We start from the raw sequence: 18,293 nt of genomic DNA on the forward strand, positions 1-18,293 counted from the left end.
ACCTCGCGCGCCTCATCCAAGAGGACACGTTATGGCACGCAGGCGCAAGGGACGCGACATTTCCGGTTGGCTGATCGTGGACAAGCCCGCGGGCCTGACCTCGACCGCCGTGGTCAACAAGGTCCGCTGGGCGCTGGAAGCGAAAAAGGCCGGCCATGCGGGCACGCTCGACCCCGAGGCCACCGGCGTGCTGGCCGTGGCCCTGGGCGAGGCGACCAAGACCGTCCCCTACATCACCGACGCGCTGAAGGCCTACCGCTTTACCGTGCGTTTCGGACAGGCCACCAACACCGACGACGCCGAGGGCGAGGTGATCGCCACCTCCGAGGCGCGCCCCTCGGATGACGAGATCAAGGAGGCGCTGCACGGTTTCGTCGGAGAGATCATGCAGGTGCCGCCGCAGTTCTCGGCAGTCAAGATCGACGGCGAACGCGCCTACAAGCGCGCCCGCGACGGCGAGGAGATGGAGATCGAGGCCCGGCCGCTCTGGGTCGAGGAACTGCTGCTGACCGACCGCCCCGACCCGGACACCGCCGTTCTGGAAATGACCTGCGGCAAGGGCGGCTACGTCCGTTCCATTGCCCGCGACCTGGGCAAGGTTCTGGGCTGTCACGGCCATGTCGTCACCCTGCGCCGCCTCTGGTCCGGCCCCTTCGAGGCCGAGCAGGGCATCACGCTGGACCAGATCGACGCGCTGGCCCGCACGCCGGAACTGGACGCCCACCTGCTGCCGCTGGAGGTCGGGCTGGCCGACCTGCCCGAGCTGAAATGCACCGCCCAGGGGGCCGCGCGTCTGCGCAACGGCAACCCCGGCATGGTGGTGCCCGGCGACGTGGAATACGGCGACGAGGCCTGGGCCAGTTTCGAGGGCAAACCGCTGGCGGTGGGCCGCTTCAAGGCGGGAGAACTGCACCCCAGCCGGGTCTTCAACCTGGCCGACTGAGGGCTGCGCCCGAACACGCCTTGCGGGGCGGGTTAACGGATCCTTGCCGCTTTGTACAAAACGCTGGAAACGGCGTACAAAACGTACGTTTTGTACAAACCTCAGCCGTCCCGGCGCAGCCGCGCCAGCCAGCCTTGCAGGGCCTCCAGCGCCTCGGGTTCGTCGAGGAAGGGGATATGCCCGCGCCCCTTGACCTCTGTCGCGATCATGTCGGGCCGCCGCCGGCGCATCTCGGCAAAACACTCGGGCGTCAGCAGGTCGGAATTCTCGCCACGCATCGCGCACAGCGGCAACCCCTCCAGCGCGTCGAAAAGCGGCCAGAGATCCGGCGCGGGCTGCGCGCCGCCCCCCAGCACCGCGTCGCGTAACTTGGGGTCATAGGTCAGCTCAAGCCCCTGATCCGTCTGGACAAAAAGCCGCTCCGCCTCTTCCATCCAGCGCGCCTCGGAGACGCCGACAAAGCCGGTCATGACCTCGGCGCGCCGCTGCGCCACCTCGGCTAGGGTCTTTTGCGGCGGCTTGTGCCCAAGGTAGCCCTCGATCACCTTCAGCCCCGGCCCGGCGATCTCTGGCCCGATGTCGTTCAGCGCCACGCCCAGCAGTCGGGCCTTCGCCGTCGCCGCCAGCACCATCGCGATCAACCCGCCGCGCGAAGTGCCCAGAATCGCAGCCTTTTCCAGCCCCAGGTGATCCAGAAGCTCCAGCGCATCGCGCCCCTCGACCGGGATCTGGTAGGTGTCATGCGGCGCCCAGTCCGACTGTCCGCGCCCGCGGTAATCCAACCGGATCAGCCGCACGCCTTCCAGGTGCGGGGCGACGAAATCGAAATCGCGCCCGTTCCGCGTCAACCCCGCAAGGCAGAGCAGCGGCAGCCCCTCCCCCTCGTCGCGGTAGAACAGGGAAATCCCGTCGGAGGTCTGGAGTTTCGGCATCACACAAGTTCCGGAATGGTGGTCAGGTCGGTCAGGACGTGTTTCGGCCGGGCCATCAGGCGGTCCATCGGCAGGCCCATGCGGTTCACCCAGGCGGTTTCGAACCCGTAGGCCGCCGCCCCCGCAGCATCCCAACCGTTCGAGGAGGCGAACAGCACCTCTTCGGGCGCGCAGCCGAATTCGGCCCCGACGAGGTCATAGACCACGCGGGCCGGTTTGAAGATGCCCACCTGTTCGACCGACAGCACCGCGTGCAGGAATTCCCCGATACAGGCGCTGTCCACCGCGCCGTCCAGCATGTCGCGGTTGCCATTCGACAGGATCGCCGTGCTCAGCCCCTTGGCCTTCAGCTGCGCCAGCATCTTCGGCACTTCCCGGTAAGCGGGCAGTTCCCAGTAGAGCGCCAGCAGCCGTTCGCGCAGCTCCATGTCATCGAGGCCGGCGCGGTCCATCGCCCAGTCCAGCCCGTCCTTGGTCACTTGCCAGAAGGGAACGTAATCACCTGTCACCGCGCGCAGCCAGCTGTATTCCAGCTGTTTCGCGCGCCAGTCGGCAGCCAGTTGCGGCCAGACCTCTGCCAGGGCCCCGCGACCCGGTTCCTCTGCCGCGACCCGCGCCGCGGCGGCCACGTCGAACAGCGTGCCATAGGCATCGAACACGCAAACCTTGATCGCCATTGACCGCATCCCCCTTTGCAACCGGCGTCACCCTGACACGGGCCGGGACGCTGGAAAACCCCGATCCGAGCGTCTTTTACACGGTTTTGGGCCGTTCTGACCCAAGAAGCCGGTTTGCAAACCTGTGCAGGCGCGCGTAGGCTGTGCCAAATCCGAGCACCCGGGACGGACCCGGCCTCACCCAATCACCCCCTGACAGACAGAGGTTTCCCATGACGCAGGTCAAGACCGGCGACACCGTGCGCATTCATTACACCGGCACGCTCACCGATGGCTCCACCTTCGATTCCAGCCAGGGCCGCGACCCGCTGGAATTCACCGTCGGCTCGGGCCAGATCATTCCCGGTCTCGACAAGGCGATCCCAGGCATGGAAGTGGGCGACAAGAAGACCGTCCAGGTTCCCGCCGAGGACGCCTATGGCGAAACCAACCCCGAGGCGCGCCAGGACGTGCCGCGCGCCGAGATCCCCGACGACATCCCGCTGGACCTCGGCACTCAGCTGCAGGTGCAGGCACAGGGCGGCCAGGTGCTGCCGGTGACCGTCGTCGCCGTGACCGAAGAGGTGGTGACGCTGGACGCCAACCACCCGTTGGCCGGCAAGGACCTGACCTTCGACATCGAGCTGGTCGAGATCGCCTGAGCCTTCAGGAAATCATTGCGCCGGGGGCCTGTCCCCCGGCATTCTGGGCCTGTCGTTTTCAACAGACAGGCCCTTTTCATGTCCGCTTTGCTTCGCGCCCTCGCTGCCCTCACCTGCCTGACCCTCGCCGCCCCTGCCTGGGCGGGCGAATGGACCCGGCTGGACCCCGCGGGGTTCGGCGATTGCAACCTGCGGTTCGACGGGGTGATCGAACCCGGCGACTTGATGCGCGCCACCCAAGAGGACGTGCTGGGCGGTTTCAACGCCCGCATCTGCCTGAACAGTCCCGGCGGCTCGCTGGCGGAGGTGCTGAATTTTCTCAAGGCCGCCAACAGCGACACGGGCGGGTTCTTTTTCGGCACCCGCGTTCGGACAGGCGACGCATGCCTGTCCTCCTGCGCGATCCTCTTTATGTTCGGCCAGGCCTTTGGCGCCAACAGCCCCTACCCCAGCCGCCAGCTGGAACCGGGCGCGCGGCTGGGCTTTCACTCTCCCTTCATCCGCGACGGTGCCAATCCCGCCGCCTCCGACGCCGAGGTCTTTCGCGTGGCCCTGCAGGTCGCCAAGCTGCTGGCCGACAGTTCCTACAAGGCGCTGACTGCCTCCGGCCCGGCACTGCCGCCCGAACTTCTGGCCATTGTCCTGGGCACACCCTCGGCCGACATGCGCTATGTCGACACGATCGCCGAGGCCAAGCTGATGGACATCGAGCTGACCGAAGACCTGGAATACAGCACCGTCTTTCCCGACACCCGCGCGAGTTTCGACCAGATCTACCGTCGCATCTGCATAAGCACCCACACGCTGACCTACCGCCAGCATTTCGTGCGCGAAGGCTATGACTTTGCCGATCTGGTCGCCCGCACGGCGGACCCCACCTACCAGGGCGCCGATTACGCCATCCATGTCAGGGAGCGCGATCCGGCCCAGGGCAGCAGCCCCGAACGCCGCCGCGCCCTGCTGACCGGGCCAAGCTACAGCGTCCCCGGCTGGTTCAGCGCCGGTGCGCAGCAGTACTGCCGCGTCGACCTGTCAGTCGAACCGGCGCCGGGCGGGCTGCGCGTGATCTCCTATTCCGTCGATTTCGGCGCCGCCATCAGTGCCGACCTCACCCGCATCCCCGAATGGCGGGGCGAGGTGCAGGTGACACGCGGCGGCCTGCGCCCTCTGGACACCCGGTACTGAGCACGCCCCCTTCCGGTCCCCTGCCCCACACGCTAAACCATGCGCCAAAGGGAGGCACGACCCATGCAGATGGCTCAAATCGGCGATCTTCGCCTGCACTACAGCGTCACCGGTCCCGAGGAAGGCACGCCCATCGTCTTTGGCAACTCGCTGGGTACGGATTTCCGGCTCTGGGACGAGGTGCTGCCGCTCCTTCCCGCCGGCCTGCGCATCCTGCGCTATGACAAGCGCGGGCACGGGCTGTCGGATACGCCTTCCGGTCCCTACAGCATGGGCGCGCTCATCACCGACGTGGAACGGCTGATGGATCACACGGGCTTTTCCAACGCGATCTTCGTCGGCCTGTCGATCGGCGGCATGATCGCCCAGGGGCTTGCGGCCAAGCGGCTGGACCTGGTGCGCGCGATGGTCCTGTCGAACACCGCCGCCAAGATCGGCACCCGCGACATGTGGGCCGACCGGATCGCCGCCGTGGAAACCGGCGGGTTGGAGAGCATCACCGGCCCGACGATGGACCGATGGTTCTCGAAACCTTTCCATGCCGCCGAAGAGTTCCCCGGTTGGCGCAACATGTTCCTGCGCACCCCCGCGGAAGGCTGGACCGGCTGTGCCGCTGCAATCGCGGGCACGGATTTCCTGTCGTCGACCAGTGGCTTGCGCCTGCCCACGCTGGCCATCGCCGGGTCCGAGGACGGATCGACGCCGCCCGACCTGGTCTTCGAGACCGCCGACCTGATCCCCGGCGCGCAAAAGGAACTGATCCGCGGGGCAGGCCACCTGCCCTGTGTCGAGAAACCCGGCGAATACGCCGCGCTCCTGACCGCCTTCCTCAAGGCGCAGGGCGCGGCGGGCTGACATGGCGCGTTTTTTGCTGATCCACGGCGCCTCGCACGGGGCCTGGTGCTGGCGCGACGTGGTGCCCGCGCTGGAGGCCCACGGCCACGAGGTCATCGCCATCGATCTGCCGTCACACGGCGACGACGGGACGCCGGTGGGCGACGTGACGCTCGACCTTTACGCGCAAACCATCATCCGCCACCTGACCGTGCCCACGATCCTGGTCGGGCACTCGATGGCCGGTTTCCCCATCACCCGCGCCGCAGAACTGGCGCCCGGGATGATCGCGCGCCTCGTCTACCTGTGCGCACACACGCCCTGGCCCGGCAAGACCATGTCCGAGATGCGCTTTCTCGGCGCAACGCAGCCGCTGGTTGCCGCCATTCGCGTCTCTGACGATGGGTTGTCGCACAGATTCGACCCGGACATGGCGCCGGGCCTCTTCTACCAGGATTGCCCGCCAGAGACGGTGGATTTTGCCCTGCCTCGGCTCACCCCGCAGGCGCAGGCACCCGGCAAGACCGTGGTCGAGCTGACCGCGAATTCGCAGGACAAACCGCGCAGCTACATCCTCTGCCGCAAGGACGGAGCGATCCCGCCCGACCTGCAGGAAAAGCTCGCCGCCCGTTTCGCGCCCGGCGAGGTCTACGAACTGGACAGCGGCCATTCGCCCTTCTTCTCCATGCCCGGACGGCTGGCCGACCTGCTCGACCGAATCGCCGCCAAGACCCCCTGACAGGACAGCCCATGCCCGCAACGCCCTTTGACAGCGCCCACCTGCACCGCCTCTTTCCCACCGGGGACACGGCGCGGCTGTTTTCCGACAGCGCCGAGATCCGCGCCATGATGCTGGTCGAGGCAGCGCTTGCGCAGGCGCAGGCGGCACAGGGCGTTATCCCCGAAACCGCCGCCGCCGCGATCCAGCGGGCCAGCCTGGAATGCCAGATCGACCCGGCCCAGCTGGCCGAGGCCACGGGCCAGAACGGCGTCACGACCCCCGCTTTCGTCGCCGCCTTTCGCCAGGCGATGAGCGCGCCAGAACATGCGCAATACCTGCACTGGGGCGCCACCTCGCAGGACATCCAGGACACCGGGCTGATGCTGCGCCTGCGCCAGGCCCTTGCCCAGCAAGAGAACCGTCTGCGCGCCACTTTGACCGCGCTGGCCCGGCTGGCCAGCGATCACGCCGAAACCCCGATGGCCGCGCGCACCTATGGTCAGCACGCCACGCCCACCAGCTTTGGCGCGCAGGCCGCCGCCTGGGGCTGGCCCCTGATCGAGGCGCTGGAGGCCCTGCCGACCCTGCGGGCCCAGGCCCTGCGCGTCTCGCTGTCCGGTGCAGCCGGCACCGCCTCGGCCCTTGGTCCCGATCCGGCAGCCCTGCGCGCGGAAATGGCGGAAAAGCTGGGCCTGGCCGACCCCGGCCACAGCTGGCACAGCGACCGCACCCCGATCCTGACCATCGCCGACTGGTTCACCCGCACCGCGCTTGCATTCGGCAAACTGGGAGAGGACCTGGTGCTGGCCACGCAAAGCGGCATCGCCGAGGTCCGCCTTGGCGGCTCTGGCGCCTCGTCGACCATGCCGCAGAAACAGAACCCCGTGGCGCCTTCGGCCCTGGTCGCGCTGGCACGCCACGCACAGGGGCTGAACGCCACGCTGCAGGGGGCGGCCCTGCACCGGCAACAACGCGACGGCGCGGCATGGTTCACCGAATGGCTGTGCCTGCCGCAACTGGTGCTCTCCGCCGCGGCCGCCGCGACGCAGGCACAATCGCTGGCAGAAAGCCTCACCCCGGATGCAGAGGCCATGAAGGCGACTTTGGACGCCACCGGCGGGCTTCTCATGGCAGAGGCGCTGTCCTTTGCCCTGGCGCGGACCATGCCCCGGCCAGAAGCACAAGCCGCCTCCAAGGTGCTGTGCACGCAGGCACGCGACAGCAGTCAGACGCTGGAACAGATCGCCCGCGCCGCGCACCCCGACCTGTCTGCAGACCTGTTCGACCCCGTCCACCAGATGGGCACCGCACCGGACGAGGCCCGCGCCTTTGCCGCCAGAGTCACCAGCCTGGCAAGCTGACCCGACCTGCCGTCACGTCACGCAATGCAAGCGACACCGCCAATGTCGCTTTCGGAACAGCCGCCCGCTTGTCTGCCCGCGCACCCTGCCCGGAAGACACCGGGGAGGAACCCATGACACGCATCCGCGCGGCGGTCTGCACCGCCTTCGACGCGCCCCTGCAGATCGAAGAGCTCGACCTCCGCGCCCCCGGCGCCGGAGAGATCGAGGTCACGCTGGAGGCCGTCGCCATCTGCCATTCCGACATTTCCTATGCCACCGGAGCCTGGGGCGGCGCACTTCCGGCGGTCTACGGCCATGAGGCGGCGGGCCGCGTCACTGCCCTGGGCGAGGGCATCAGCGGCTTGCAGACCGGCGATCGTGTCGTCGTCACGCTGATCCGCGCCTGCGGCACCTGCCCCACCTGTGCTTCGGGCCGCCCGACCATCTGTATCGGCGACCGTGATACCACGCCCGTCCTCACACGGCCCGACGGCACAAAGGTCATGTCGGCCATGTTCTGCGGCGCCTTTGCCGAAAAGGTCGTCGTCGATCAAAGCCAGGTTGTCGTCCTGCCCGACGACATGCCCCCCGAGGCCGTCTGCCTGCTGGCCTGCGGCGTGATCACCGGCATCGGCGCGGTCATCAACGCCGGCAAGATGCGCCCGGGCGACGACGTGGTGGTGATCGGCGCGGGCGGCGTGGGCCTGAACGCGATACAGGGCGCGCATATCGGCGGCGCCCGCCGCATCGTCGCCGTGGACATGAGCGAGGAAAAGCTGGACATCGCCCGCGCCTTCGGCGCCACAGACGGGATCCTTGCCACGCAGGACGCGCCCTGGGAGGCAGCCCACACTGCCCTGGGCCGGGGCGCCGACGTGGTCGCCGTGACCGTGGGCGCGATCCCCGCCTACGAACAGGCCATGCGCTACCTCGGCTGGGGCGGACGCATGGTGATGATCGGAATGCCGCATTCCGGCGCGATGGCCACCTATGAACCCGTCGTGCCCGCCTTCATGGGCCAGGAAATGATCGGCTCGAAAATGGGCGACGTGGTGATTCAGCGCGACATTCCCTGGATGGCGGACCTCTACCGGCAAGGCCGGCTGAAGCTCGACGAGCTGGTGTCGGGCCGCTGGCGTCTCGACCAGATCAACGAGGCCATCGCCGACACGATGACGGGCGGCGCCCGTCGCAACGTGATCCTCTTCGACAGCCATTGACCCCGGCGCCACGCCCGCTGTTTCTTTGGGCTGAAAATACTCTCGGGGGAGTCGACCAAAGGGAGACGGGGGCAGAGCCCCCATCCCCCGCAAGCCACAGGAACAGGCCATGAAACTCCAGGACCTCGACGTGATCGTCACCGCGCCGCCCGCACCGGGCTGGGGCGGGCGCTACTGGATCCTCGTCAAGCTGACCACCGACGACGGCATCACCGGCTGGGGCGAATGCTATGCCTCCTCGGTCGGGCCGGAGACGATGCGCGCCGTCATCCAAGATGTCTTTGCCCGCTATTTCCAGGGCGAAAACCCCGAGAACATCGAACGCATGTTCCGACGCACCTATTCCTCTGGCTTTACCCAGCGCCCGGACCTGACGGTCATGGGGGCCTTTTCCGGCCTGGAAATCGCCTGCTGGGACATCCTGGGCAAGGCGCGCAATCGCCCGGTCTGGGCATTGATCGGCGGCATGATGAACGAACGGGTGCGCGCCTATACCTATCTCTACCCGCTTCCGCAGCACCGGATGGACGACTTCTGGACCTCGCCCGAACTGGCGGCTGAATCGGCCATCGACTGTGTCGAGCGCGGCTATACGGCGGTGAAATTCGATCCTGCCGGCCCCTACACGATGCGTGGCGGACACCAGCCGGGTATGCGCGACATCGCCATGTCCGTCGCCTTCTGCAAGGCCATCCGCGAGGCGGTGGGCGACCGGGCCGACCTGCTGTTCGGCACCCACGGCCAGTTCACCACCGCAGGCGCCATCCGCCTGGGACAGGCGATCGAACCCTACCTGCCGCTCTGGTTCGAGGAACCGGTGCCGCCGGACAACCTGCTGGAATTCGCCGAGGTGGCCCGCGCGGTGCGCGTACCCGTCGCCACCGGCGAACGCCTGACCACCCGCGCCGAATTCGCCACGCTTCTGCGCAGCGGCGGGGCGAAGATCCTGCAACCGGCGCTGGGCCGGGCAGGCGGCATCTGGGAGATGCGCAAGCTGGCCGCGATGGCCGAGAGTTTCAACGCGGAAATGGCGCCGCATCTCTATGCCGGTCCGATCGAATGGGCGGCCAATATCCAGCTTGCGGTCTCGATCCCCAACCTGTTGCTTGCCGAAACGATCGAGACTCCGTTCCACGCGGCGCTCATCAAGAACACGATATCGCTTGACAACGGTTTCATCCCCGCGCCCACCGCCCCCGGTCTGGGCATCGAAGTGGACGAGGATCTGGCCCGCGCGCACCCCTACACCGGGGGCGATCTGCACCTGCAGATGCAGGACGCGCCCTGCGATTACGCCCTTGGCAACGCCTTCCAGGGCGGCGCGCCGCCCCTGACCGAATCATGATCTGGTCTTTCCCGAACGGAGGGCTATATTAACTCAACTGATCAAGACGCGAGTCACATGGAAGACCAGACAAAACTGCCGCCTCCGCCGGAGGAAATGCAAACCAACGCGCAGCACGCCGCGGCCTTTCTCAAGACGCTGGCGCATGAGGGGCGGCTGATGATCCTCTGTCACCTCGGGTCGAGCGAGAAATCCGTGGGTGAGCTGGAAGAGCTGCTGGGCATCCGGCAGGCAGCGGTCAGCCAGATGCTGGCGCGGCTGCGCGAGGAAGATCTGGTGAAGACCCGGCGTGACGGCAAGACGATCTACTACAGCCTTGCCAACGAAAACACGAGCCGGGTGATCGGGCTACTCTACGACATATTCTGCGCACAGCCCGATGGCGGCTGCTGATCCCGGCTTTTCCGGCCCCGACCTCTGTCGTCTGACTGCCTGCGAAGCGGTCGACCTGCTGAAACGCGGCAAGGTCAGCCCGGGCGAACTGCTGGATGCTAGCCTGGCCCGGATCGAACAGACATCCCCGGCGATCAATGCCCTGGTGACACCCTGCCCCGACCGCGCCCGCGACGCCGTGGGCAAGGCCTCGACGACCAGCCTGCTGGCTGGCCTGCCCATCGGAATCAAGGATCTGACACCGGTCGCCGGGGTGCGCACCACCTATGGCACGCCCGGCCTTGCGGATTTCGTGCCCGACGTCTCGGACCCGATGGTCACGCGGTTGGAATCCCGCGGCGCCGTTGTAGTCGGCAAGACGAACACGCCCGAGATGGGCGCCGGTGCCAATACCTTCAACCCGGTCTTCGGCGCCACCCGCAATCCCTGGAACACGACGATGAACGCAGGCGGCTCCTCGGGCGGGGCCGCCGCTGGACTGGCGGCTGGCGAGGTCTGGCTCAGCCAGGGGTCCGACCTGGGCGGCAGCCTGCGCACACCCGCCAGCTTTTGCGGTGTCGTCGGCCTGCGCCCCTCCCCCGGCATCGTCGCCAGCCCGGGCGGCGACGGGTTCAACCCTTTCGGCGTCGAGGGGCCGATGGCCCGCACGGTCGAGGATTGCGCGCTTTTCCTTGATGCCATGAGCGGCTTTGACCCGGTTTCGCCAATTTCCTTCCCGCCCGCCGCCGGGGGCTACCTGGACAGCTGCCGCCGCGATCCCGGCCCGATCCGCATCGGCTTTGCGCCCGATCTTGGCGGGCTGGCGCCGGTTGAACCGGAGATGGCGCAGATCCTTTCCGCCGCGCTTGCCAGGGTGCAGGCGCCCGACGTCGATGTCGTGGAGGACACGCCCGACCTGCCGGGGATCGAGAGCACTTTCCGCACCTTTCGCGCGCTTGGCATGTGGACCGGCTTTCGCGCCACGCCCGAGGCGATCACCTCGCGCTATAAGCCCACCCTGCAGGCGAACATCGCCCAGGGCGGCAAGCTGACGGTGGATCAGATCGCAGATGCCAACCTTGCCCGCGCGCGCCTGTACGAGACGATGCGCCAGTACCTGGAACGGGTCGACGTTCTGGCCTGCCCGGTGACCGGCATAGGGCCGCTTCCGGTCGAGATCGAGTATCCGCCAGAGATCGCAGGCATCGCCAGCACCGATTACCTCGACTGGCTGCGTTTTGCCTTCCTCGCCACGCTTTGCGGGTTGCCCGCGCTGTCACTACCCGTGGGCCGCGATGCGTGCGGGTTGCCGGTGGGCCTGCAATTGATCGGCCCGCCCCGGGGCGAGGCGCGGCTTTTGCAGATCGCCCGGCGGCTGGAGCAGGCCACCGAGGTCAGCCGCACGCCGATCGACCCCGTCGTGACCCACACCGCCTGACGGTCAGACAGCGGCTGCCGTGCCCCGTCCGGCCTTTTCCCAGGGCCGGGTGAACCCGCCCAGAACCTCGCCGATCTGCGCCTCGTCGGCGCCATTGGGGTCGACCTGCGCCACCAGACCGCGGCTCTTGTCGTCGATCACCGAGACGACGCGCGCAGCACAGCCCGCCTCTTCCAGCGCGCCGTTGTAGACCCGCGTGATCGCGTGTTTACGCAGGTCGGGTTTGAACACCTTGCCCACGGCGGTCTTGGGCAGTTCCGGCAGGATCGTCATGTGCTTGGGATGGGCGGCGCGTTCATGCACATGCACCCGCGCGTGTTCCAGCAATTCCGCCTCCGTCACCTTGGCCCCGTCCGCCAGTTCGACAAAGGCACAGGGCAGCTCTCCGGAATGCGAGTCCGGCTGGCCGATGGCGCCCGCAAAGGCCACCGCCGGATGCGCCAGCAGCGCCTCTTCGATCTCGGCCGGGTCGATGTTGTGGCCGCCGCGAATGATCAGGTCCTTGGCCCGCCCTGTGATCCACAGGTAGCCATCGGCATCCATGCGGCCCAGGTCGCCGGTGCGCAGATGGGTGCCATAATGGAACAGGTCGACGTTCTTGGCCTCTTCGGTATAGGTCTTGCCGGCGTAGACGCCGGGGTTGGACACGCAGATCTCTCCGATCTCGTCGACGCCGCATTCCACCGGTTCGCCATGCGCCACCTTGATGATCCGCACATCAGTATAGGGAAAGGGAATCCCGACCGATCCCACCTTCTTGGCCCCGTCGGGCGGGTTCACCGCCACGAGGCAGGTTGCCTCGGTCAGGCCATAGCCTTCGCAGACCGTGACGCCACAGGCGCTTTCGAACCGCTTGAACAGCTCCATCGGCATCGGGGCAGACCCGGAAAAGGCGGTCTTGATGCTGGTGATGTCGGCATCCACCTTGCGCTGCATCAGCGCCGAGACGGCAGTGGGCACTGTGATGACAAAGGTCGTCTTCCAGCGCTCGCAGAGCTTCCAGAAATTGTCCATCACGCCGTCGCCGCGATAGCCCGCAGGCGTCGGGAACACCACATGCGCGCCGGAAAAGACCATCGCCATCAGGATCACGTGGCAGGCAAAGACGTGGAACAGGGGCAGCGGGCACATCACGCTGTCTTCCTCGGTGAACAGCAGCCTGTCCCCCAGCCAGCCGTTGTATAGCATCCCCTCGTAGGTATGCTGCGCCACCTTGGGCATGCCCGTGGTGCCGCCGGTATGGAAATAGGCCGCGACCCGGTCACCCGCGCTGTCGGCAAAGCTCAGCGTCCTGGGTTGCTTGGCCATTTCCTTGCGGAAATCCTTGACGTCGGCGTGATGATTGCCCGGGTTCTTGGGCCGCACCAGCGGGACGATCCAGCTTTTGGGCGGGGTCAGGTAGCGGTTCAAATCGACCTCAAGCACCGTGTGCACATGCGGCGCGTTGCGCACGGCCTCGGCCATCTTCTGGGCGATGTCGGTCTTTGGAAAGGCCTTGAGCGTGACCACCACCTTGGCATCGGTTTCCCGCAGGATGGCGGCGATCTGTTCAGCCTCCAGCAGCGGGTTGATCGGGTTCACGATCCCCGCAACGGCGCCACCCAGCAGGGTCGAGATGGTCTCGTTGCAGTTCGGCAGCACGTAGGCGACCACATCGTTTTCGCCCACGCCCAGGCTGCGGAAGAGGTTGGCGGCCTGGGCCGTCTGGTCCCGCAGCTGCGACCAACTCAGCGTTTCCGCCTTGTCCTGTGGGCCGGACAGCAACTGGTAGCTGACCGCGGGCCGCGACGGGAAACGGTCGGCCGTGCGCGAAAGCTGCCCCCAGAGCGTCGGCGGAATATCCCGGTCCGCCCAGGGCATCTCCGCCTCGATTGCGTTGCGATCCTCCACGCCCGCATAGGTCATCTCCGCCACTCCTCCCCAAAGCGTTTTCGTTGCCGCACAGTGTGTGAGGCTTTCACGCCCCGCGCAAGAGTCACCGACGCAGCGGCAGTTCCTCGATGACGCCGCGTTCCGGGACAATGGTTAACGGATGGTTAGAATTGCCGCGATAATCCGGCGCCCTGCCGGCCTCGGCCACTTTGCCGACCCTCCGTTTGGGGGTATCATCCTCACATGGACCACCCGCTGATCGACCTCATCAATTCCCGCATCGCCGCGGCGGAACGCGACGGCGCCTTTGACAACCTCGAAGGCGCGGGGCGCCCTCTGCCCCGCTGCGGCGATCCCGACGGCGCGGTGATGACCCGTATCCTCAAGGAAAATGGCGCGGTGCCGGAGGCGGTCTCGCTGACCCGCGACCTGGCCCAGCTGCGCGAGACATTGCGCGACACCGCCGACCGTGACGCGCGGGCCCTGCTGATCCGCGAAATCGCGCTGCTGGAAACCCGGCTGGAAATCGCCCGGCGGCGCGGCTGAGGCAGGTTCCGCCGCTATGCGCCCCGGCATATCCGGGCTTGTTCCCCGCGCGCCTTTTGGGCAAACCCTTGTCCCGAGGTCACGGAGGCGCGCATGGTATCGGTCAAGGAACAGTACGAAAGCTATCCCTACCCGGAAAGGCGCCCGGAGGATGAAAAAAAGCGGCTGATCACCGGTTCACCCTCGCACCCGCTTGAAATCGACCACTATCTTTTCGGCGGCCAGCGCGACTGGTCGCAGCCTCTTCGCGTGCTGGTGGCCGGGGGCGGCACCGGCGATGCGCTGATCCAGATCGCCCAGATGATGACCAGCGCCCGCGCGCCCTACGAGATCACCTATGTCGACCTTTCCACCGCATCGCGCGAGATCGCCGAGGCACGGGCCAAGGCGCGCGGACTGACCGGCATCACCTTCGTCACCGGCAGCCTGTTGGACGCGGCAGAGCTGGGCCAGTTCGACTACATCGACTGCTGCGGCGTGCTGCACCACCTGCCCGACCCGGACGCAGGTTTTGCCGCGTTGCGGGCCGCCGTGGCGCCGGGGGGCGGGATGGGGTTCATGGTCTATGCCCCCTATGGCCGCTCAGGCATCTACCAGCTGCAAGAGGCCTTTGGCGCGCTTTTCGACGGCATGGCCCCGCAGGCACGTCTGGCAAAGGCGAAAAAGATCGTGGCCGGGCTGCACAAGGGGCACCCCTTTGCCGCCAACATCAACGTCACCGACCACGAACAGAGCGACGCGGGCTTTTACGACCTGCTGCTGCACGGGCAGGACACGCCGTTCGACATTCCCCGCCTGATGCGGACCCTGGACACCACCGGCTGGAAGCTGCAGGCGCTGCTGCAACCCGGGCTGTATGACCTGGCCCGCATCACCGAGCGCCCCAAGGGCATGGACGACGCGACCGCGATGGCCCTGGCCGAGAAACTGCGCGGCACCATGAAAAAACACCTGGGCTACCTCGTTCCCTCGGATGAGGACCGCCCCATCGCCCGCGGTTCACGCCAGAGCCTGATCCCCCGTTCCCCCACCAGCGACATGCGCCGCCCGGCGCAGGCGATTGCCCAGGGCCGCCCGCTGCCGATCACGCTGAAAGAGGCGGACATCCAGATCCGCCTGCCCCGTGAATGCGCGCCGCTCATGGCCGCCATCGACAACCGCCGCAGCATCGCCCAGATCCAACAGGTTTCAAAGCTCGACCCGCTGCGCTTTGCCGACCTCTGGGGCCGGCTGGAACGAGAGCTGACCGCCTGGGGACTGCTGCATTACTCGCGCTTCGGGCTCTAGGCCATGTGCGGGCGGTTCGCGGTCACCCTGCCCCCGGACGCGATGGCACAGCTGTTCGACGCGGTGCCTGCCAACAACCTGCCCGATGTGCCCAATTACAACGTCTGCCCGACCAACGACATTCACGTGGTGATGGAGGATGCCGGGCGGCGGCTGGTCTCGATGCGCTGGGGATTCCTGCCGCATTGGTACAAGGCGCCCAACGGCGGCCCGCTGCTGATCAATGCCCGGGCCGAGACGATCGCCGAGAAACCCGCCTTCAAGGCGGCCTGCCGCGAGCGCCGCTGCCTGATCCCCTGCACCGGCTTCTACGAATGGACCAAGGACGCCGATGGCAACCGCCTGCCCTGGTACATCCACCCCGCTGACGATGGCCCGCTGGTCTTTGCAGGGGTCTGGCAGGACTGGGAACGCGACGGGCTGGCCTATCGGACCTGCGCCGTTGTCACCTGCAGCGCCAACACGGCCATGTCACGGATTCATCACCGGATGCCCGTGGTGCTGGATCCGCAGGATTGGGCCAAGTGGCTGGGCGAAGAGGGGCATGGCGCGGCCACCCTGATGCAGCCCGCGCCAGAGGACGCGCTGGCGTTCTACCGGGTCGGCACGACGGTGAATTCGAACCGCGCCAGCGGGCCAGAACTGATCGAGCCGATCTGAGCGCCCGGTTCAGCCCAATCCGGCCGCCGCCAGCAGCGGCATGACCGACAAGGCCCAGCCAAGCCCCATGTCGTCCGCCGGTCCGCCATGATCCTCAGGCGGGTCTTCCAGGTCAGGCAGATCCGCGAACAGCCCGTCGCCCAACGGGTCCGGTCCGCCGGTGTCACCGCCGGAGGGGGCAAACCCCATGAGGCGCAGCAATTCCTGGGCCGTTTCGCCGGGATCGGCGGCCGTCGGCCCCGCATGGCCACTTGGACCATCCGCGCCGTCGCCACGGCCCGGGGACAGGAACCGCTCCGGCACACCCGAAAACAGCTGGTCCACCTCGGCCCGCCCCGTGTCAGGCCCCGCAGCGGCGGGGCGGGCCGGAAACCCGACACCCCATGAGGGAACCGGCGCCTCTGGTGTATCGTCGGGCATCGCCCTCTGATCGCCAGACGGCTCGACCCGGGGCAAGACGGCCCCCCAATCCTGCGTCGGGTCGGGCACCTCCGGCTGGGGGTCGCGGGCGGACTCGGAAAACCCCAGGACCAGGGACAGTTCCTCCGGAGCTTCTGGCGCCGGGGCTTCCGCCGGCGCAGGCGCGGAAGACCGCCCGCCCGGGTCGGGCAGGTCGGTCGCGCTGTTACCGACCTCGATCTCCTCATCGTCCAGTAACACGTCCTCGATGGCCCCCGCCCCCGGAGCGGTGCTGACGAAGACCGGGGCAAAACCCGCCGTTGGGGTCACGTCGATCAGGCGAACCTGAAGGATTTCCCCCTCTGCCAGAAGGACATCCACCTCGCCCTCGTCCCAGACATCTTCCGGCTCCAGCCGTTCAAGAACCGCCTCCGAGGCATTGTCCCCCGGCGCCTGTCCCGGCGCCACGCCAAGAACCACCGCCTCTACCCTGCCCACATCCGCGACAAGCCCGCTCAGGTCGACGCTGCTCTGGACGAAACCACCGCCCTGCGGCGCCATGATGTAAAGCAGCATGTCCGATCCGTCGGAAAAACCATGCACCTCCAGCCCCGCGCCTTCGAATTCGGTTTCCCGCGGATCGGAGGGCGCGAAATCCAGCATGGTCATGCCGGGGATGTTGGCCGACATCAGGGCGAACATCTCTCCCGGCGGGGTGCTGCCGGACCACGCCTGTCCCAGGCCCAGCGCCGAGGGCGTGTTCTGGATCAGCGGCCAGACCTGCGCCGCATCCACGCCTGCGGCCAGGAAGGCCTCGACCTGCTCCAGCATTTCCTGCGCCTGGAACAGCCCATAATCCCGGTCATCGATCAGGCTGTCCGAGTTCGAGCGCAGGTTCCACTCGGTCACGTGGATTTCCAGGTCGGGGTTTTCCTCGAACCAGGTGTCCTGGATCTGGTCCAGCGAGAAATAGCGGGTATGCGGCATGTCGGCGCCGCGCGAATAGACATGCGCGATCACCCCGTCCACCGCCGCCAGCTCCTGCGGATCGAATTGCTCGATCACCAGCAGGTTGTTGAACTCGGTCCAGTCGACGCCACGCCCCGGCGGCAGATCCAGCCCGTAAGTGGCGTTCAGATCGGCGATGATCTCGAGGTTGGACATGCCGTCATAGGCCTCGTCCAATGAGGATTCCCCGAAGTTCGTGCCCATCTGTACCAGGATGCCGATCTCTGCCGCGTCGGGATACAACGGCGCCAGCGCCTGCAGCTCGGCATCGATGATGCGGGTCATCTCGGCCGCGACGCGGCCGTATTCCACCGCGTTCATCCGGCCCGAACCCCAATATTCATTGCCGATCTCGAAGCCCGCCACCGGGGCGTCGCCGTATTCCCCGGTGACGACGTCGCGCACGAAGCCACGCAGTTCCGCCTCGTCCACGTCGGCATAGCGGTCGCCATTGTCGTCGAACCGGGCGGAAACCTGTTCCCGCGTGGGCAGCACGATGGTCACCGCCCTGCCCGTCTCATCGGCATATGCCATCACGTCCGAGAGCGGCATGAACGCCTGCCGTTCGCCGGTCTCGTTGTGCACGACCGTGGTCGCATCGGGATCGGAGAGGTCGAAGTAGCTTTCGGTCAGTGACCCGCCGGGATAGCGCAGGCCGGTGACGCCCAGTGCCTCGACCGCCTCGGCATAGCTGCCCGGGCCGGTCATGGGCGCGCGGGGCGCAAGGATGTTGCCGCCGAACAGCCAGGCGGTCGCAGCCTCGCCGGCACTGGCGAAGGGCATGGGAAGGATGGGCATGATCGCCTCTGCCTCGGGAAGAACGCGAGGTCAGATTGGCGCCGAAACGGAAACGAAGTGTCTACGCCTCAG

The 18,293-nt window shown here is 67.2% G+C and carries 17 protein-coding genes; 13 read left to right on the forward strand and 4 right to left on the reverse strand.

The window, feature by feature from the left end:
- The first annotated feature begins 31 nt into the window (after nucleotides 1-31).
- Nucleotides 32-943, forward strand: a complete 912-nt coding sequence (gene truB / locus G9Q80_RS22305) for a tRNA pseudouridine(55) synthase TruB (protein ID WP_088715702.1) — start codon at nucleotides 32-34, stop codon at nucleotides 941-943.
- A 101-nt stretch (nucleotides 944-1,044) separates the two neighbouring features.
- On the opposite strand, the gene G9Q80_RS22310 is transcribed toward truB, so the two are convergent.
- Nucleotides 1,045-1,875 carry an alpha/beta fold hydrolase gene (locus G9Q80_RS22310; RefSeq protein WP_088715701.1) on the reverse strand — a complete coding sequence of 277 codons (831 nt, stop codon included), beginning with the start codon at nucleotides 1,873-1,875 and terminating at the stop codon, nucleotides 1,045-1,047.
- Nucleotides 1,875-2,552 carry a haloacid dehalogenase type II gene (locus G9Q80_RS22315; RefSeq protein WP_069208755.1) on the reverse strand — a complete coding sequence of 226 codons (678 nt, stop codon included), beginning with the start codon at nucleotides 2,550-2,552 and terminating at the stop codon, nucleotides 1,875-1,877. The genes G9Q80_RS22310 and G9Q80_RS22315 overlap by 1 nt, the downstream gene beginning before the upstream one ends.
- Before the next feature lie 212 nt (nucleotides 2,553-2,764).
- Between G9Q80_RS22315 and G9Q80_RS22320 the strand changes: the two genes are divergently transcribed.
- The 9 genes from G9Q80_RS22320 (at nucleotide 2,765) to G9Q80_RS22360 (ending at nucleotide 11,651) form a co-directional block, all read left to right on the forward strand.
- Nucleotides 2,765-3,193: an FKBP-type peptidyl-prolyl cis-trans isomerase gene (locus G9Q80_RS22320; protein ID WP_043141858.1), complete on the forward strand. Its 429-nt coding sequence runs from the start codon at nucleotides 2,765-2,767 to the stop codon at nucleotides 3,191-3,193.
- A 78-nt stretch (nucleotides 3,194-3,271) separates the two neighbouring features.
- Nucleotides 3,272-4,378, forward strand: coding sequence for a hypothetical protein (locus G9Q80_RS22325; protein WP_088715700.1), 1,107 nt, complete (start codon nucleotides 3,272-3,274; stop codon nucleotides 4,376-4,378).
- 63 nt (nucleotides 4,379-4,441) lie between these two features.
- A complete protein-coding gene (pcaD, locus tag G9Q80_RS22330; RefSeq protein WP_088715699.1) occupies nucleotides 4,442-5,233 on the forward strand; it encodes a 3-oxoadipate enol-lactonase in 792 nt (263 codons plus the stop codon).
- A 1-nt stretch (nucleotide 5,234) separates the two neighbouring features.
- Entirely contained in the window at nucleotides 5,235-5,951 is a 717-nt protein-coding gene (locus G9Q80_RS22335; protein WP_088715698.1) for an alpha/beta fold hydrolase, read from the forward strand.
- Nucleotides 5,952-5,962: 11 nt separating this feature from the next.
- The gene (locus G9Q80_RS22340) at nucleotides 5,963-7,294 is read left to right on the forward strand and encodes a lyase family protein (RefSeq protein ID WP_088715697.1); all 1,332 of its coding nucleotides are present in this window, start codon (nucleotides 5,963-5,965) and stop codon (nucleotides 7,292-7,294) included.
- 113 nt (nucleotides 7,295-7,407) lie between these two features.
- Nucleotides 7,408-8,496: an alcohol dehydrogenase catalytic domain-containing protein gene (locus tag G9Q80_RS22345; protein ID WP_088715696.1), complete on the forward strand. Its 1,089-nt coding sequence runs from the start codon at nucleotides 7,408-7,410 to the stop codon at nucleotides 8,494-8,496.
- Nucleotides 8,497-8,605: 109 nt separating this feature from the next.
- Nucleotides 8,606-9,841 (forward strand): mandelate racemase/muconate lactonizing enzyme family protein, encoded by a 1,236-nt coding sequence (locus tag G9Q80_RS22350; protein ID WP_088715695.1) that lies wholly within the window; start codon nucleotides 8,606-8,608, stop codon nucleotides 9,839-9,841.
- A 57-nt stretch (nucleotides 9,842-9,898) separates the two neighbouring features.
- Complete coding sequence (locus tag G9Q80_RS22355) at nucleotides 9,899-10,234, forward strand: ArsR/SmtB family transcription factor (protein ID WP_043141849.1); 336 nt, start codon at nucleotides 9,899-9,901, stop codon at nucleotides 10,232-10,234.
- A complete protein-coding gene (locus tag G9Q80_RS22360) occupies nucleotides 10,221-11,651 on the forward strand; it encodes an amidase (protein WP_088715694.1) in 1,431 nt (476 codons plus the stop codon). The genes G9Q80_RS22355 and G9Q80_RS22360 overlap by 14 nt, the downstream gene beginning before the upstream one ends.
- Before the next feature lie 3 nt (nucleotides 11,652-11,654).
- Here the strand turns inward: G9Q80_RS22360 and G9Q80_RS22365 are convergent, their stop codons facing one another.
- A complete protein-coding gene (locus G9Q80_RS22365) occupies nucleotides 11,655-13,556 on the reverse strand; it encodes an acyl-CoA synthetase (protein ID WP_088715693.1) in 1,902 nt (633 codons plus the stop codon).
- A gap of 210 nt (nucleotides 13,557-13,766) precedes the next feature.
- Here G9Q80_RS22365 and G9Q80_RS22370 point away from each other — a divergent pair, with 210 nt between their 5' ends.
- The 3 genes from G9Q80_RS22370 to G9Q80_RS22380 all read left to right on the forward strand — a co-directional run bounded on the left by G9Q80_RS22370 (nucleotide 13,767) and on the right by G9Q80_RS22380 (nucleotide 16,016).
- Nucleotides 13,767-14,069 carry a DnaJ family domain-containing protein gene (locus G9Q80_RS22370; protein ID WP_088715692.1) on the forward strand — a complete coding sequence of 101 codons (303 nt, stop codon included), beginning with the start codon at nucleotides 13,767-13,769 and terminating at the stop codon, nucleotides 14,067-14,069.
- A gap of 93 nt (nucleotides 14,070-14,162) precedes the next feature.
- Complete coding sequence (locus G9Q80_RS22375; RefSeq protein ID WP_088715691.1) at nucleotides 14,163-15,356, forward strand: class I SAM-dependent methyltransferase; 1,194 nt, start codon at nucleotides 14,163-14,165, stop codon at nucleotides 15,354-15,356.
- Between the two features lie 3 nt (nucleotides 15,357-15,359).
- Entirely contained in the window at nucleotides 15,360-16,016 is a 657-nt protein-coding gene (locus tag G9Q80_RS22380) for an SOS response-associated peptidase (RefSeq protein ID WP_088715690.1), read from the forward strand.
- Between the two features lie 9 nt (nucleotides 16,017-16,025).
- Here the strand turns inward: G9Q80_RS22380 and G9Q80_RS22385 are convergent, their stop codons facing one another.
- The gene (locus G9Q80_RS22385; protein ID WP_088715689.1) at nucleotides 16,026-18,221 is read right to left on the reverse strand and encodes a type I secretion protein; all 2,196 of its coding nucleotides are present in this window, start codon (nucleotides 18,219-18,221) and stop codon (nucleotides 16,026-16,028) included.
- Nucleotides 18,222-18,293: the final 72 nt, after the last annotated feature.

The sequence above is a fragment of the Mameliella sp. LZ-28 genome (assembly GCF_012274245.1).
GTDB lineage: Bacteria > Pseudomonadota > Alphaproteobacteria > Rhodobacterales > Rhodobacteraceae > Antarctobacter > Antarctobacter albus.

What these genes read in the sequence shown, in the direction of transcription:
- G9Q80_RS22345 (WP_088715696.1), top strand. Translation starts at nt 7,408, where the DNA reads ATGACACGCATCCGCGCGGCGGTCTGCACCGCCTTCGACGCGCCCCTG.
- pcaD (WP_088715699.1), top strand. Translation starts at nt 4,442, where the DNA reads ATGCAGATGGCTCAAATCGGCGATCTTCGCCTGCACTACAGCGTCACC.
- G9Q80_RS22315 (WP_069208755.1), bottom strand. Translation starts at nt 2,552, where the DNA reads ATGGCGATCAAGGTTTGCGTGTTCGATGCCTATGGCACGCTGTTCGAC.
- G9Q80_RS22375 (WP_088715691.1), top strand. Translation starts at nt 14,163, where the DNA reads ATGGTATCGGTCAAGGAACAGTACGAAAGCTATCCCTACCCGGAAAGG.
- G9Q80_RS22360 (WP_088715694.1), top strand. Translation starts at nt 10,221, where the DNA reads ATGGCGGCTGCTGATCCCGGCTTTTCCGGCCCCGACCTCTGTCGTCTG.
- truB (WP_088715702.1), top strand. Translation starts at nt 32, where the DNA reads ATGGCACGCAGGCGCAAGGGACGCGACATTTCCGGTTGGCTGATCGTG.
- G9Q80_RS22320 (WP_043141858.1), top strand. Translation starts at nt 2,765, where the DNA reads ATGACGCAGGTCAAGACCGGCGACACCGTGCGCATTCATTACACCGGC.
- G9Q80_RS22355 (WP_043141849.1), top strand. Translation starts at nt 9,899, where the DNA reads ATGGAAGACCAGACAAAACTGCCGCCTCCGCCGGAGGAAATGCAAACC.
- G9Q80_RS22310 (WP_088715701.1), bottom strand. Translation starts at nt 1,875, where the DNA reads ATGCCGAAACTCCAGACCTCCGACGGGATTTCCCTGTTCTACCGCGAC.
- G9Q80_RS22350 (WP_088715695.1), top strand. Translation starts at nt 8,606, where the DNA reads ATGAAACTCCAGGACCTCGACGTGATCGTCACCGCGCCGCCCGCACCG.
- G9Q80_RS22380 (WP_088715690.1), top strand. Translation starts at nt 15,360, where the DNA reads ATGTGCGGGCGGTTCGCGGTCACCCTGCCCCCGGACGCGATGGCACAG.
- G9Q80_RS22385 (WP_088715689.1), bottom strand. Translation starts at nt 18,221, where the DNA reads ATGCCCATCCTTCCCATGCCCTTCGCCAGTGCCGGCGAGGCTGCGACC.
- G9Q80_RS22325 (WP_088715700.1), top strand. Translation starts at nt 3,272, where the DNA reads ATGTCCGCTTTGCTTCGCGCCCTCGCTGCCCTCACCTGCCTGACCCTC.
- G9Q80_RS22370 (WP_088715692.1), top strand. Translation starts at nt 13,767, where the DNA reads ATGGACCACCCGCTGATCGACCTCATCAATTCCCGCATCGCCGCGGCG.
- G9Q80_RS22340 (WP_088715697.1), top strand. Translation starts at nt 5,963, where the DNA reads ATGCCCGCAACGCCCTTTGACAGCGCCCACCTGCACCGCCTCTTTCCC.
- G9Q80_RS22365 (WP_088715693.1), bottom strand. Translation starts at nt 13,556, where the DNA reads ATGACCTATGCGGGCGTGGAGGATCGCAACGCAATCGAGGCGGAGATG.
- G9Q80_RS22335 (WP_088715698.1), top strand. Translation starts at nt 5,235, where the DNA reads ATGGCGCGTTTTTTGCTGATCCACGGCGCCTCGCACGGGGCCTGGTGC.